The organism is Gilliamella sp. CG22 (genome assembly GCF_046635725.1).
Taxonomy (GTDB): domain Bacteria; phylum Pseudomonadota; class Gammaproteobacteria; order Enterobacterales; family Orbaceae; genus Gilliamella; species Gilliamella apicola_I.
This window is the reverse complement of sequence record NZ_JBIDFK010000005.1, coordinates 81,120-97,508: the sequence shown is the minus strand read 5'-3', so window position 1 is coordinate 97,508 and position 16,389 is coordinate 81,120. Positions and strand designations below refer to the sequence as shown.

Genomic DNA, 16,389 nt, shown 5'->3' with positions numbered 1-16,389 from the left:
AAAAAGTTGTTTATTAATAATAATGTCGTTTACTTAGGCTAGCTCATTTAATCACAGTGTTAAATCATAATTTGGGAATATTTTTTATCATTTCCACCCGCATTAAATAATCATAAAGCGGTAATAGTTGTTTAAAACCCTTTGATAATTTGTTAGGTAGATCGCCATTTAGCAAATCTTCAATATTGGAGTTAGTAACCATTGCTGCTAAACTTTTTCGATTATACCATGTTGCTATTTTTGGATCTTGATCTTTAATTAGTGGGCGTTTATAACTTTCACCAACAAGTTCAAATGGTTTTTTAACACAGCGAATCATGTCTAAAAATTTTGCACTGTCATTAAGAATTTCTTCACGAAAAATATCCATTGTCTGCTTTGATGCACAATAATAGCCAAGTCCATAACGATAGCAATCTGGTGCTATTTCAAAAAAATAAGCTGGCGCTTCTTTCCAATCTCGGTTTGGTCGTTTAAATGTCAACCATAAACGACTACGATATAACGATTTATCTTTCGAAAAACGTGTGTCACGATGTATGCGAGATATCGTTTTACCAATAGCTGGTTTTGTTTCAAACCATTCATCAATTTCCAGCATGTTGGGAGTTAACTGTTCTACTAACAGCCTGAATGGTTTGATTAATTCATTATCATAGATTGATCGATGCTCGTCAAACCATGCTCTACTATTATTAATCCATACATCTTGTAAAAAATTAAGTCCTGTTTGGGTAAAACCAGAAAATTGTGCCATAATTTAATCCTTAAATAACTTTCTGACTTTTTCTAAGTCTTCTTGTGTATCAACCCCTATAGCAGGGGCCTGTTTAGCAACTGCCACATGAATTTTTTCACCATACCAAAGTACACGTAACTGTTCTAACATTTCAATCTGCTCAAGTGTAGAAGGTGCCCAATTGATATATTGACGAATGAAACCAGCTCGATAGGCATAAATCCCGATATGTCGAAGATAAAAATCACCAATACTTGTTGGTTTGAAAAGATCTTCAGATTTCGCAAAGCGATCCCTTTCCCAAGGAATGGTTGCTCGAGAAAAGTAGAGTGCATACCCATCTTTATCAGTCACAACTTTCACTGCACCAGGATTAAATGCTTCTGTTGCTGAATCAATTGGAACAGCTAATGTTGCCATTCCTGTTTTATACTGTACTAAGTTTTCAGCAACTTGATCAATGATGATTGGTGGAACTAGCGGCTCGTCACCTTGTACGTTTACAATAATTTCATCATCGGAAAATTGATAGGCATTGATGACTTCTGCTAATCGTTCTGTACCCGAATTATGTTTATTGCTAGTCAGAATTACTTCACCGCCATAAGATTTCACCACATCGAATACTTGTTGATGATCAGTTGCAATAATTACCCGATTTGCTGAAGACTTTTTGGCTTGCTCCATCACTCGCACAATCATAGGTTTACCATGAATATCAGCAAGCGGTTTAGCTGGTAAACGACTTGAAGCATATCTCGCAGGAATAATAACCGAAAAATTCATAATTAAAACCTTTTACCTATTCGTGAACTGAAATCGAAGAATTCAGTGTTTTCGCTTCGTTTTCCAGTAACACAGGAATATTATCTTTGATTAAATAAACAAGTTTATCTTTTGGACATATTAGACTATTTTGTTCAGTATCATATTGAAGTTCACCATGACATTTAGGGCAAGCTAGCGCCTTAAGGAGGATTTCTTTCATTTTTTATTCTCTTTTAGATTTTATTTCTTCTAACAATGAGCAGATTTGATTAGTTACCTGATTAGGCAATATTGCCTCTATGGGTAAATACCACCAATTTGGTAATGTAAATTGAAAACATTTTACCGCATCTTTTTCTGTCATTAAAAGGGTTTGATCTTGTGTAGCAATATTCGCTAACAATGGCAAAGTATAATTTTGATGATCCGCAAATGATACTGTTTTGATCACATCAGCTTTGAGTGTATTTAGCATTGTAAAAAAACGGTTGGGATCACCAATACCGGCCATAGCACAGATATTTTTTAATGAATGCAATTCTATTTTTTCTTTTGTTAATAAATTTACTGCATATTGCGGTTTTAGTTGCATTGTATAAGTTTTTTCGGGGAATTTTTCAGCTAAATGACTTTTAGTTTCGCCATTAATAATAATAATATCAACAGATTTTAATCGACTTTGTCGCTCCCTCATTGGCCCTGCTGGTATCCACCAACCGTTACCAAATAAGCGTTTACCGTCAACAACCACAATTTCAATATCTCGCTTTAATGCATAATGTTGTAAGCCATCATCAGTTAAAATTGCATCTAATTGATAGTTATCTAATAAAGCTTGTACCGCTTGACTTCGATTGGGAGAAACGGCAACTGGCACATGTGTTCGTTGATAAATTAATACTGGTTCATCCCCAGCTTGTGCGGTGGTTGTTTGTTCATCTAAAATAAGCGGATAACTTTCTGCTTTTCCACCATATCCACGTGAAACAACACCGATTTTTAAACCTTTAGTCTTTAAAGCTTCAATTAATCCTATTACCAGTGGAGTTTTTCCATTCCCACCTACCGATAAGTTTCCAATTACGATGATAGGTACAGGTGATTTCCAAGATTTTAATATTCCTGCTTTGTAGAGTTGGCGTCTAACCAATGTTATTAATCCATACAACCATGATAATGGCATCAGTAACCAATAAAAATGTGTTTTACCATACCATAATTTTTCAATCATTGTTTATTCACCATTGAATTATGCTTTTATATTAAATTTGCTATTGTAATCTATTCTGGTGTTTATTGACTAATCCAAATCATTTTAGTCATTTTTAATTTAGACAATGAGAATAATCTAACAAAGCATAGTTAAGTAAGCCTTTTAAAAAATTACCCTATTTTATAATTTTAAAATCGATTAAACCAATGTTAAAAGTTTAAATTTGAGAATTTTTAATCATTCAGTATTACTGACAATAATTTTAATATAGAAGGGAAACAACAAATAAAAAAGGATTCTTATCAAATCCTTTTTTATCATTGAAAAATGAATTGATTATCAGTAATCAATCAAATTTATTTATCTTGAGCTGTCTTTTGCAAATATTGTTGGAAATCTTGCTTATTTCCGTCAAAAACAATATTGCCACCATTAAGCATAATAACTCGATCAACAAAGCTCAAAAGATTAGTTCTGTCTGTTGCAATAACCATTGTTTGTCCTTGTTTTGCACGTAAATCAAGTTGTGCTAACAATAACTGCTCAGTATTCGGATCTAACTCGGCGCTAGGATTATCTAAAAATGATATGCTATGCGGAGATAAAATAAATCGAGCTAAAGCTAACTTTTGACGTTGTAAAATCGTTAACGGAACAGGCAATTGGCGCCAGTAAGTATCAAGTCCATTATTTAAAAAAGGTAACAAATTTTGCAAATTCACTTGTTTTAATACTTCTAAAGCGCGATCATGCGAAATTTGGTCAGGTTTATTATTTAATGTAAGATATTCGTATACTGTTTCGCCGATAATACCACTATATTGCCATAGATAATGAGTTTCACTTCGTAATGAATCCGCAATAGATTTAGTTAACATAAAACCATTCCATGTTATGTTGCCTTCATCTGCTTCTAAAATACCTAATAATAATTTTAATAAAGTACTTTTCCCTGATCCTGGCCCACCAACTATCGCTATTCGTTCACCTGACTTGATTTGCAAACTGATATCGTCTAAACAAGGTAAGGAAGGGTGATATTTGAAACTAACTTTAGATGCCCCCCAACCATTTTTAGGGCCGTTGAAGCCACTTAATAATCCGTTTTCATTTTGTTCTTTATCAAGAAGCGCATTAATCTGTTTCATGGAGTTAGTCATACGCTCAAGATTAGGTAACATATGCATTAACGAGAAAAACGGTTGACTCAAACGACCACCAATAATAATTGTCGCAAATAAACCTGCTGGCGACATATGACCTGTCTGTATTAGGTAAAAAGCAACAATCACGGCAAGCACAGTTTGTAAACTAGTTAAACCCATTAAAAAAGAACTACAGCGGTTATGAATAATATAGCGTTTTTGTTCATTTTGCTGCGCTTTTTCATTACCGGCTAGAAAGGTATAAGTCGCTTCTTTATAAGAAACCGAAGACTGATAATATTCAAGAGTTGTCGGTGAAAAAGGGACTTGAGCATTTATCGTTGGAATAGATTTATTTTCAAAATAAAAAAGCGTAATACGAACGATTGCACATATAAAAATAAAAATAGGAACAACGATTAACCAACCCGCAACAATCGCAATAACAATAAAATAAAGCAGACTGAAAACCAGATCTAATACTGTGCTTGAAAAGAACGTTAAAAACTGCATTCTAAACACATTCCAGTTGTTCATTGCCTCAATTACTTTGCGTCCCCATTGAGTTTTAAAGCTAGGCATAACTTGAATAAGTTCAGAAATAATTTTAGGTTCTAAACGATATTGTACTAAAGATGAATATTCACACCCCAATTTTATTCTATCCATTCTAAAGTAATACTCAACTAAAATAGCCAGCATTACGCCTAAGGATAGTGTCCAAAGTGAAGAGTCAGCTTGCCCGGGTATTACTCGATCATATATTGCATTTAAATATAATGGAATGAGCATGATAAAGAGATTGATTATCAGAGTTGTCCAAAAAAGACGACTGATAATCCTATTTTCTTTTTGCCCCATAACCAACAATGAACGCCAACTTAATTTATTTTTTCTTTCAGTTAGCAAGACACGCCAAGTCTCCTTTGGCAGTTTATCTAATTTAACATTTTTTTCATTTTTTATCTTATTAGAATGAACGGTAAGCAGAGACCATCCTGTTTGTTCTTCAAAAGCAACGTATAACCCTTTATTGACAGCATTATGTTCTTCGGAACAAGGAAATAATTCTATACCAAGATATTTTTGTGCCAACTCAAACAACATTTCTCGGTTAGCAGTCTGCTCTAGTTTTTCAATCTGCTCCTGCCATTCCCATTGACCAACAGGTAAAGATAATTTTTTTGCGGCCTCTGACAAGACCGACTTTAGTTGAAAAATATCACCAGAATTTGTAGATAATTCACTATTCATAAAGATATCTGATACCTATACATGATTCCAAGTTAATGTATGGGTTCCATCTGTCCACTGATCAACACCCGGTGAAATTTCAGAATGTACCCAAGTACCTGCACTATCTAAAATTTGTAATGAATCAGTGCTATCGGTATCAAATCGAATATTGTTATTATCCATATTCTCAAATAAATCACTTAAATTAACGAGGATAAAATCACCAGCGACCCCATCTTTAAAATTGAAAATATCAATATGTTTAAATAAATTTTTATTAACGACACTAAAATCAAACGTTCCAGCTCTTCCTTTTTTGGTAACACTATCTATACCTAAACCACCATCAATTGAGTGATATCGATTGAAATCGGTAAGCGAACTGAATTGAAACTCGTCATTAAAATTAGTTCCTGAAATATCGGTAATGGAAGTAAGTGTATCTCTCCCCCAATTACCTTTAGAAACTGTCATATCTTTATTGTTAGTAATATAAACTCTTATACCTTCTCTTAAATTAGTATAATCTATTTTCGTATTACCACTAGTATTCACTATTCTATCATTACCACTACTGCCGTAAACAATATCATTTCCAGCACCAGTATGAATTTCATCACTTACACTACTACCATAAAATTCATCATCTTTATCGGTTCCAATGATTTTGTGTATATTCACGATACGATCTTCTTTACCATACCCATTATCGCTTACTATACCTGTGTCAAGATTTGCTTTAATTCCATTTGGTGATTTATATTGAACAACTGCATTATTGCCAATACCAATTAATGTATTGTTTCCATCACCACCAATTAAAATTCCTTTTCCTGATATTATATCGTCATATTGTGAACCATATATGTTTTCGATATTTTTTATCGTATCTTTTCCGCCAAAACCATTAGTCGCCGTACCATTACCGTTTGCATCTAACGAAACAACCACACCTTGAATTCCATCATCGTAATAGAGCCAGTCACTACCAGCGCCACCGTCTATAAAATTATCACCACCTTTAGCATGGATATGATCATCACCTGCACCAGCAATAACGGTATTACCTTCTGTTTCGTTTCCATAAAACTGCAAAGTACCATTTTTAATGGTCACATTATTTATATTCTTTATTTCAGCATCATAATTATTAGCTGTAATACGATTGTTTTCTAAATCAACAATATACGATCCTTGCATTGTTTCATCTAAAATAAGCGAGTTAGTTCCACCACTACCGTCAACAAATGTTGTACTCTGGTTTATAATGAATGTATCATCATATTCCGTACCAACAAATTTTGCGAATCCACCCGCTGTAAAACTATCCTGATATGTCTGTCCGTTGATATCTTTTATTACTGTTCCATTAGTAGCGTCTATCTCAATCCCAGAATTCTGTGCAACAATAGAATAACGACTATAATCTAACGTATTCGTTCCATTACCTTTAGTGATAATTTGGTCATTACCCAAAGAACCATAGATGATATTTTCCGACCCGCCACCAACATGAATAATATTATCAGCATCGCTTCCTTCAAGGATATCATCAAAAGCTGAACCAACAATATTTTCGAAATTTGAGACCTTATCTACACCATCAAGACCATTGCTATCTTTGGTACCGTTCTTTGTTGCTACTTGATTTTTCAGGCTGATTTCAATGCCATTAGCGACATTACTATAATCGATAGTATCGACACCATCTCCACCATCATAATAATTAGACATTCCGCCTTTGCCTACAATAAGATAATCATCGCCAGCGCCTGTACTAATGAGATAATTAGTATCATTAGCCAATTCAATACGATCGTCAAAATCAGTTCCAACAATGCCATTTATGTTAGTTAGCTGATCCGCACCGCCAAAACCATTTGAATAGGCACGTCGTGTTTTAAGATTTACATCAATGGCCGAAGACGCTAGATGATAATCTACAACGTCAATTCCTGAACCACCAATAAAGGAGTTATAACCTTGCCCAGCAACATAAAGATTATTACCTGCTTCACCGTGAATTACAGCTCGACTAATTGCATCACCTTCAATATAAAAAGTATCATTACCTTCACCACCATATATCGTTATACTACCTTTGGCGGTTTTAAAAATATCATCATGTTGACTACCTTTAATTGATTGAATATTCGTTAAAGTATCCGAACCATCAAAGCCATTATTGATAACTTGTTTATCTGTTTTAGAAAGGTCAACATTAATTCCTTTTACGGATTCTTGATAACTGGCCGTACTATTTCCACCATTACCGCCTATTAGCGTATTGTTACCCCCCATACCTACAAGGATATCATTACCACCATTACCAATTATGATATTGTCTTTATCATCTCCAATTAAGACATCATCAAAATGTGTACCAGTAATGTTATTAATATTTCGAATTGAGTCGTTTCGACCAAATGCATCGGTAACAATGCCCTTAGTTAAATCAACATTGACTCCGTTATCAGTGGTTTCATAACTTATTGTATTAATACCGCCTTTGCCATCTATCTGATTATCTTTGCCGCCACCAACAAAAAAGATATCCTTGCCATCACCGCCAATCAAGTTGTTACTTTCTGTTAAGCTTCCGATAAAAGTATTATCACCATTGTTACCAATAATATTTTGAATATTTTCAACCTGTTGATTTACAGCTCCTGTAACAGTTTTCGTATGTAAATCAATAATTAAGTCACCTTTTACTTGGCTATAATCTACAGTATTAATTCCAGCTCCACCGTCATAAATATCTTGTGTTGTGCCAGCAATAATGACATCATCTCCAGCACCACCAACAACATGAACATTATTAGCAGAACTTGATAACAGTATGTTTCCATCGATATCAATAAGAGATGAAGGGGAATCAACAACTGAAAAATTAAAGTCTTCTGTTACAGTTTTTCCATTTGAATCAGTGTATGTTACCGAAATCGAGAATTTATTAATCTGACCTTTTGGATATAAAATAATGATTTCATTGAGCGATAAACCATATTTATCACCCTGCGCTGTACCGCCTCGAATAATTTCATAGTCAGAAGGAAGACCTGTTATGTTACCTATTGATTGAGCATCATCAAAAGAGACAATACGAAGAATTTTACCTTCTTCAATATAATTTTGATTAGCTACGTTAACCGTCCAATCAGCATTTTCTTGCGAAAGATCAACCAGTGTTGTTGAATACTGCGCATTGGCTGTAACATCCGTTCTTGCTGTTAGATTACCACCACCGACGTCGTAAACATGTTGAGCACTATCAATTAATCCTTCCCATTGATAAAGTTTAACATTAGGCATCTTTGGCGTAATACTTGCAGGTGGTTTACTTTCAACAATTGGAACTTCGCCATCGATACTTGATTGAAACTTTTCTGAATCCGAACTGGATGATGAACTCTTCTTAAAAACAATATCTGCATGAGGTGACTTAAGTTTAGCAGGCTTCACTTGCATGTCTAAATCCATCATATTTTCAAGTGAAGATTGAATTTCATTTGATGACGTGTCCGCACCACCACTTGTATCAATAACAATAAAATTGTCTGTCATGTTTGTCGTGAGATCAACCGTTTTATCTTCGACACTTTCGACAGTGATGTCATCCTCTTTAGTGGTAAGTTGTTCAGGTGCTTTTGTTTCAATTATCTCTGGTGTAATATCTTCAATTTTCGCTAAACTCATAATTTCATATGAATTTAATTTTTTTCCATCATTAAATGCTAATGAAAGCACGCCTCCATTTAAAGAAGCTAATTCGGCTCCCATCGTTAAAATCAATTTACGATTGTCACCTGTAGTAATGATTAAATCCGAACCATTAATTGATAAAGATACTTTATCTTTTTCCCATGAAGCATTAATTTTATTGTCTTCATAAGTAAAAGGAATAATTGAAAGAGCTGGCTCCATCGGTGTTAAAGCTGTATTTGTATTACTCATAAACTTGTCTCACTTCTTATCTCTATTTATACTCGGTCAACGATTAATTCATGTGTGCCATCTGTCCAAATTTCTTTTGAACCATTTACACTATGTGACCAAGAAGAAGAATTTATTAATGCTAAACTGTCATTACTATCTAAAACAAACCCAACTGAATCTGTATCCAAAGCATCAAAAAAGGTCGATAAATCAATGGAAATTCTATCCATGCTATTGTCTTTGAAATCAAAACTGTCTATATGTTTAAAAATAGTTGAACTTCCAAAAAAGAAATTATCTGTTTGACCAGATTTTTTAACAACATCAAATCCTTGACCTCCGTCAATACATTGATAGCCATTTAAATCTGCTAATGAGGTAATTTTGAATATATCATTACCATTGGTTCCAATGATGTTTTCAATACTTTTATAGTTGTCCACACCTTGATTACCATTATCATGGGTTTTAACAATTGTGTTAGTATTAAGATTAACTTCAATTTTAGTATTATTTAATTCATTATAAATTAACGTATCATTACCACGATCGCCGTTGTAACTATCGTTTCCTGTAGAAGCGTAAAATGTATCGTTTCCAAATCGTCCGGTTATAACATTGTCGTTATCATTGCCTCGAACAATACTATCACCCGAACCAGTTACAACTTTATTGATATTGATTAGTTTATCTGTACCTGTGGTTTTCCCACCACTTTTTACAGCAATACCTTTCTCTAAATCGATATCCACATTTGATGCATCGCCATAATCAACCCACGCATTTTTACCAACGCCTTCTAGTGTATCGTTACCAGAAAATCCTCTCATTTCAGCGAAAGATTTAATATAGTCATTGAATTCGGTACCATAAACGGTTTCGACATCCACAATATGGTCTTTACCACCATAGCTATTTTGTGTTGCATAACCTGTACCACTTTGATTGAGTTCTACTACAACACCTTTTCCAGTAGTAGAGTATCGATAGCTGATTATATCTGTGCCGCTTCCACCAAAAATTTCATTATTTCCGCCTAAAATATAGAAGGTATCATTTAATGAACCGCCGACAAACTTTGTTGAACCCGATGTTTTAGTATAACCAACATTACCTGAAGCATTTGAAAATCTAACTTCATCAATATTTTTTACGGTGTGATGAAATAAATGTCTATCTTTAACATCATCATCAATCTGATTAGTATCAAGATGAGCCACCATTCTTCCAGACATACCACTATAATCTATGGCATCGTGACCTGAACTACCATCAATTGTTTGATTGCCTGCTGCAGCGATGAAAACATCACTGCCTTTTGAACCAATAAAAGTATTGAAATTGGTAAAATTATCTGTACCAGAGGTTTTAGTAACAGTGCCGTTACTCATATTGATAGTAACACCGTCACTGAGAGCATCATATCTTAATGTGTTTACACCTTCTCCACCATCAAGAATATCATTACCATAATTGCCGTAAACTGTATCATTTCCAGCTCCAGCTAAAATACTTAGATCGTTAGCACTACTGTAGATCACATCATCAAAATCAGTCGCTATAATTTTTTGAATGTTTGTTATGTTATCTTGACCACCAAAGCCATTTTTAGCAACATCACCCGTTACTAAATCCATTTCCAGACCTGAAGTTGCATTACTGTAATCAACAGTATTAATGAAACCTGCGCCTTGACTTCCTCCATCAATTTTATTGTTGCCAGAACCTGCTATGATTGTATTATTACCAAGACCCCCATCGACTGAATGATCGCCATTACCTAAAACGAAATAATCATCAAAATTAGTTCCAATGACTTTATTAATATCCTTTAAAATATCAATACCTGAAAAGCCATTGTCATAAACAATACTTTTATTGAAATCAATGCTAATTCCATAAGCTGCATTTACATAACTAAGGGTGTCAAAACCTGTTCCCCCTAAATAATTGTTAAATCCTGCTCCTGCTTCATAGGTGTTATTACCACTATTTCCACTTAAAAATGTGATGCTCGCTTCATTACCACCAACTTTAAAGTGATCATCACCAGCACCACCATCAATAATGGTAGTGCCAACACCTGTTATGAATTTATCATCATAATCACTTCCAACAATAGCTTGGATATTAATTAGTGTATCTTTTCCACCAAATCCATTATCTTCAACTTGGTTATTATCTTTTGTTAAATCCACTTCAATTCCAGATTCAGCGTCTGAATAGTCAGCGGTGTTAATTCCCTCACCACCATCGAGTGTATTATTTCCACCTCGACCTGATAAAGTATCATTACCTTTACCACCGACAATGAGGTTGTCTTGATCATCGCCTATTAAAATATCATCAAAATCACTACCGGTGATATTTTGAATATTTTTAACAGAGTCTGTGCCACCATTACCGTTATTAATAACTTTATTTGCAGATAAATCAACGTGAACACCGCTAGTCACATTTTCAAAGGCAATGGTATTGATACCTTTACCGCCATCAATAATGTTGTTACCCCCACCACTCATAATCGTATCATTACCATCACCGCCAGTGAGTATATTATTTTCTTGGCTATGCCCAATTATGGTATCGCCATTATTGCTTCCAATTACATTTTGAATATTTTTTAATGTATGGTGGGTATTTTTGGCGTCAGTTTTTCCATTATTTAAATCAATAACCAGTGATTCTTTAAGTTGGCTATAATTAACTGTATTTGTACCAGCACCTCCATCATAATGTCCATTTTGATTGCCTGCAAAAATGGTATCATCCCCACTACCAGCGGTGATATCAACATTATTTTTGGTTGATGAAAGTTGAAAATGCCCAGTATTATCAACAATAATTGCTGGGTGATCGGTAATATCAAAATTAGCCTGTTCATTTACTGTATTGCCTTGATTATCAATATAGCTAAAAGCAAGACTAAAAGACGATTTTATTCCTTCAGGATAAATAATTAAAAATTGATTTGCAGCTAATCCAAATTCTTTACCGAGTGCCGAATCAGCTGTAATAATTTTCATATTTCCGAGTTGACCAGTAACAGAAACGACACTTGTTGCATCATTAATTTCTATAACGCGCCCTATTTGCCCAATAGGTAGCTTCGTTTCATCATTAGCGTAAATTGTCCAATTTTCTGTTTCTCCCGATAGATCTATATGAATATTTTCATATTGGATATTAAAATTTTCTGATTCAGCTGCTTCGTCATTACCGGTACCCGCTATCCAAATTTTACTTGAGTTATTAACAACCGATTTGATTTGTAATAACTTTATTGAAGGAATATCGATTTCATCAGAGCTATCGTCGTTATTGTTATTATTATCATTGATATCGATAATTTCATGCGATTCTGCAATAAATTTTTCCTTTGAAGATTCGGCTGTATCGGATGTTGATGGATACGGGATATTTTCTGAAATATTGTTATCATTATCACTGATAGTTGATGAAGAATTTTTTGAAATAAACTTTTCAAGATCTTCAATACTCTCTTCATCTTTTTGTAATTGACTGTCTAAATTATTGACTACGATAATTTCAACAGATTCATTAGCGACAGGTTCGATAACTTCATGTTCATCTTGCCCCTTCATCTCATTTTTTTCAGTAACATCAGATTCATTATTTTCAGTTAACTTTGGCGCAGTATTAATAGATTGAGACTTGGAAATTAACTCATTAGCATTGATTGTAACCCCATCTTTAAATGAAAAAGTAAATATATTTGGGTCTAATGATGCTAGTTTAGCCGCTAATGGTAATATTAATTTTTTATCACCAGACTGAACAATCAAATCAGTACCATTAATTAATAATTCAACATCTTTATAATTAACGGGTATATAGTTTTCTGCATAGGTAACAGGAACAACAGCTGTTTCTGATGATGCAGGCATTGGTAATTCATTATATTGTGACATCTATTTATATCCATTCATCTAAATAAGTTAAGGTTCTGAAAAAACAAGAGAACTGTTTGACAACAAGGGTTTTAAAAAGTATTCCAGTAATGTCCTTTTTCCAGTCAGCAAATATGCATCGACACTCATACCTGGGTACATAGTTACATTATATTTCTCAGAAGGAACTTCAATACTAACAAGGTAATATCGACCTAAATTTTCGTCTGAAACAGCATCTGCACTGATAACAGATACTCTTCCCTCTAGTGTGTTAGCATATGAAACGTCAAAAGCACTGATATGCAATCTTGCAACCATTTTTTCCCAAATACGATCCCTATCTTCTGGTCTTACTTTTACTTCAGCAATGAGAGGGACTTCTGAAGGTGCTATTTCAACTACTTCTCCCCCTGCTCGAATAACTGCACCTGTATGAGCAACAAACAGACGCTGAACTACGCCATCGGCAGGACTGACAATTTTTGAGTTTTCTCGTCGTCCTTCACTGTGCGTTCGCGAGTTATCAACATCGCTTAAATTGATATTAACTTGAGTTAGTTGTTTTTGAACATCAGATATGAAGTCAGCTTGAATCTGTTCATATCTTGCTTCATATTCTGAAAGTTCACTATTTAATCGTGGTACTCTTAATCTGGACTCATTAAGTGCGGTTTGTATTTGCTGATTTTCAAGTTTTTTCTGAAGCAAAGCTCCTTGTGCTGCTGCTCCCTTAGCTACCATGTTTTTGTAAAGCTGTACTTCTTGTTTAGCCAACTCCGCTTGTTTGCTAAGATCATCAATTTTAGTGACCAATTCTAAAATTTGCGCTTTCTTCTGTTCTACTTGAGCATTAATGACTTGTTTTTGTGCCCGTAAAGCTACGGATCTTGAATCAAATAAATGCAATTCATTTGTTATAATTTCATCTAATGATTTTTCACCCGTAAATTTAGGTTCAAATTTTTCATTACTTAATTCTGCATTAAGTCGTTCTATTCTGACCAATAAAGCTTTGCGTTCAATTTCATTTTTGGCAAAACTTTCATTAACATAGCTATTATCAACAATCGCAATTAATTGTCCTTTTGTAACATGCTGCCCTTCATGCACCAAAAGTTGTTGAATAACGCCACCTTCAGGGTGTTGGAGAGTGATATTTCGACTTTCGACACGAATAACACCAACACCTTTAACTAACACATCAACTTTAAATAATGAAATCCAAATTAGAAATAGAACGATAACAAGTAGTGTTCTACCTGCTATTCCTGTTGGCATATAGTTAGCTAGTTTTTTTAAAACTACCACTCCATCTTGAAATTTTTCTCTAAATCTATCTTTCATTTTGATTCAAATATTGTCATTAATTTGTTGGTATCAGTTGGCAGCGATGACCACTTTAATTTACCTGTTCTAGTAATTTATTGCGCCTATATTTTAGTTCTGTATCATTCTTTGACTTTGAATCTCTGAAGGCTGATTTTCAACCACATTGACTTCATCATCACGTAATATACGGATAGATACAAATCCAATATCACTCCTATTAACAGAAGCATTTTCTATTTTTACTTTTTGAACGGAAACTTTTCGAGATTGTAAAATACTAAACACTTCTAAACTTCGTTGATATTGTAGACTTAAAGAAAAACCAACTTGTGCGTCATCTGACGAAGTAGCAAAAATAACAGCACCTTTTTCTTCGATTTGGTCTTTATTCGCATCAATCCATTGAATCAATTTTTCTTTATTTGCTTCTGTTAAGAAATTTCGATTTTTAGGCCCCTGAAAATCCAAACGTAATTCATTTGGATTGACACCCTGATCATACTTATAAACATTAGTCACTAATTGATTACGCTCACGCAATTTAATCCCAACATTTTGTTGAGCAATAATCATTAATATTTGAAAAAGTAACGTGATTAGAAGATATACAAGTAATAATACTGTCATCATATCAACATATGCTGGCCAGAAATGTGAATTTGATTTCATAGAAATACCTTTCTTTTCATTATTTTAAGCTAAGTTTGAACATTCCATCATCTAACTTATCAGCAAGTAAATATAAACCGAGTGTAGAAAGATAATAATCATATAATGCTGATGATCGACTTACTTTCGCACTAAAGTAATCTGTTTCTACGGTTAATAAATCGTTTAGATTACGTTTACCTAAAATGAATTCATCCATATATAATTTGCGAGTTCTACTTGCATCATCTTCGGCTTTCGATTGTATTAGGTAAGTATCAGTAGAGTTAAGCGCATCTTCTACCAAATTATTTGAAACCTCTTTAATATCACGTACCAGTTGATTGTAAGAAGCCATACTATAACTATATCGAGCTACTGCTTGACTGATTCTTGATGAATTAATACCACCATCTAAGACAGGCATACTAACTTGTAGTGACACTTTACCACCGATGAAATTGCCATTTTTATCACTTGGATGTTGGAAAGGTTTACTATACGATCCGACAGCATCAACTGAAGGATATCGTGCACTTTTTGCAACCTCAATTTCTGAACGAGCACTGTTTAGCTGAGCCTCAGAAGATTTAATATCAGGGTTATTTTCCAACACATTATTCAAGATTTGGTCATATAATTGACTTGTAATAAATACTTCTTTCAATTTTACAGGATGGGTTGGCGCTGAACGACCCAACAAAGAATTCAACTCTTGTATCGATTTTTTCAATTGAAGTTCAATTGATTTAGAAGCATTTTGTGCATTGGTTAATGCTAATTGTGCCCTGATTAATTCTGACTGAGGTGAAAGCCCTCCTGTAACTTGTACACCAATAGTATTTACAAGTTGTGACATTTCTTTTATATAATCTTGAGCGTAATCTTTTTGTTGCGTGTAACGACGTACATTAAAGTAAGCTTTCACTACATTGAACGTAACTTTATTCTTTTCATAATCAGCAACATATTTAGCTGATTCACGAAGTTGTTTTGCACTATCTACACTATAACGAGTACGACCAAAATCAAGCAGGTTATATTGAAAAGAGACCTGAGCTTGAGCATATTCATCATTAGACCTTGATATCGAGCTCATTCGATCGAAGGCTTTATCGCGAGTTTTAGCTAACACATTAACTTTAGGATAGTATGTTGCTTTCATTTCATCTATTCTTGCATCTGCTTCTTCTAATCTTGAGTTCGCAGAAACAGTACGCAAGGAGTAATATTGAGCAAGTTCTATGGCTTCTGCTAAAGATAATCCTCTTGATTCAATATCAAAACCATTTTGCAATATACTAGGTAATTGTTTATTAGCTAATAGAATATTTTCATTTGCTTCGTAAGTATTTTGGGTATTTGGTAGCTCATGTTTAACAGTACAACCAATCATAAGGGACGAAAGCACACTTAATACAATAATTTTATTTTTCACAACATAATCCATATAACAAA

General features: G+C 34.0%; 10 protein-coding genes. All 10 read right to left on the bottom strand.

Going from position 1 to position 16,389, the window contains the following annotated elements; genetic code table 11:
- Nucleotides 1–64 precede the first annotated feature (64 nt).
- On the bottom strand, nucleotides 65–760 hold the full coding sequence (locus ACGH46_RS06240) for a DUF2461 domain-containing protein (protein WP_411604914.1): 696 nt from the start codon (nucleotides 758–760) through the stop codon (nucleotides 65–67).
- Nucleotides 761–1,525 (bottom strand): 3-deoxy-manno-octulosonate cytidylyltransferase, encoded by a 765-nt coding sequence (gene kdsB, locus ACGH46_RS06235; protein ID WP_411604788.1) that lies wholly within the window; start codon nucleotides 1,523–1,525, stop codon nucleotides 761–763. It lies immediately after the preceding gene.
- A gap of 16 nt (nucleotides 1,526–1,541) precedes the next feature.
- Nucleotides 1,542–1,727: a Trm112 family protein gene (locus ACGH46_RS06230; RefSeq protein ID WP_267352504.1), complete on the bottom strand. Its 186-nt coding sequence runs from the start codon at nucleotides 1,725–1,727 to the stop codon at nucleotides 1,542–1,544.
- Nucleotides 1,728–1,730: 3 nt separating this feature from the next.
- Nucleotides 1,731–2,738, bottom strand: coding sequence for a tetraacyldisaccharide 4'-kinase (gene lpxK, locus ACGH46_RS06225; protein ID WP_411590159.1), 1,008 nt, complete (start codon nucleotides 2,736–2,738; stop codon nucleotides 1,731–1,733).
- Nucleotides 2,739–3,076: 338 nt separating this feature from the next.
- The gene (locus tag ACGH46_RS06220; protein ID WP_267352502.1) at nucleotides 3,077–5,119 is read right to left on the bottom strand and encodes an ATP-binding cassette domain-containing protein; all 2,043 of its coding nucleotides are present in this window, start codon (nucleotides 5,117–5,119) and stop codon (nucleotides 3,077–3,079) included.
- Nucleotides 5,120–5,134: 15 nt separating this feature from the next.
- Entirely contained in the window at nucleotides 5,135–9,058 is a 3,924-nt protein-coding gene (locus ACGH46_RS06215) for a beta strand repeat-containing protein (protein ID WP_411604786.1), read from the bottom strand.
- Between the two features lie 26 nt (nucleotides 9,059–9,084).
- Nucleotides 9,085–12,972: a beta strand repeat-containing protein gene (locus ACGH46_RS06210; protein ID WP_411604783.1), complete on the bottom strand. Its 3,888-nt coding sequence runs from the start codon at nucleotides 12,970–12,972 to the stop codon at nucleotides 9,085–9,087.
- 27 nt (nucleotides 12,973–12,999) lie between these two features.
- Nucleotides 13,000–14,298: an HlyD family type I secretion periplasmic adaptor subunit gene (locus ACGH46_RS06205; RefSeq protein ID WP_267352499.1), complete on the bottom strand. Its 1,299-nt coding sequence runs from the start codon at nucleotides 14,296–14,298 to the stop codon at nucleotides 13,000–13,002.
- Nucleotides 14,299–14,391: 93 nt separating this feature from the next.
- A complete protein-coding gene (locus ACGH46_RS06200; RefSeq protein WP_267352498.1) occupies nucleotides 14,392–14,952 on the bottom strand; it encodes a hypothetical protein in 561 nt (186 codons plus the stop codon).
- A 19-nt stretch (nucleotides 14,953–14,971) separates the two neighbouring features.
- On the bottom strand, nucleotides 14,972–16,369 hold the full coding sequence (locus ACGH46_RS06195) for a TolC family protein (protein WP_179855830.1): 1,398 nt from the start codon (nucleotides 16,367–16,369) through the stop codon (nucleotides 14,972–14,974).
- Nucleotides 16,370–16,389 lie beyond the last annotated feature (20 nt).

Coding starts and splice junctions, on each gene's coding strand:
- lpxK (WP_411590159.1), bottom strand. CDS start 2,738: ATGATTGAAAAATTATGGTATGGTAAAACACATTTTTATTGGTTACTG.
- ACGH46_RS06210 (WP_411604783.1), bottom strand. CDS start 12,972: ATGTCACAATATAATGAATTACCAATGCCTGCATCATCAGAAACAGCT.
- kdsB (WP_411604788.1), bottom strand. CDS start 1,525: ATGAATTTTTCGGTTATTATTCCTGCGAGATATGCTTCAAGTCGTTTA.
- ACGH46_RS06205 (WP_267352499.1), bottom strand. CDS start 14,298: ATGAAAGATAGATTTAGAGAAAAATTTCAAGATGGAGTGGTAGTTTTA.
- ACGH46_RS06220 (WP_267352502.1), bottom strand. CDS start 5,119: ATGAATAGTGAATTATCTACAAATTCTGGTGATATTTTTCAACTAAAG.
- ACGH46_RS06200 (WP_267352498.1), bottom strand. CDS start 14,952: ATGAAATCAAATTCACATTTCTGGCCAGCATATGTTGATATGATGACA.
- ACGH46_RS06230 (WP_267352504.1), bottom strand. CDS start 1,727: ATGAAAGAAATCCTCCTTAAGGCGCTAGCTTGCCCTAAATGTCATGGT.
- ACGH46_RS06215 (WP_411604786.1), bottom strand. CDS start 9,058: ATGAGTAATACAAATACAGCTTTAACACCGATGGAGCCAGCTCTTTCA.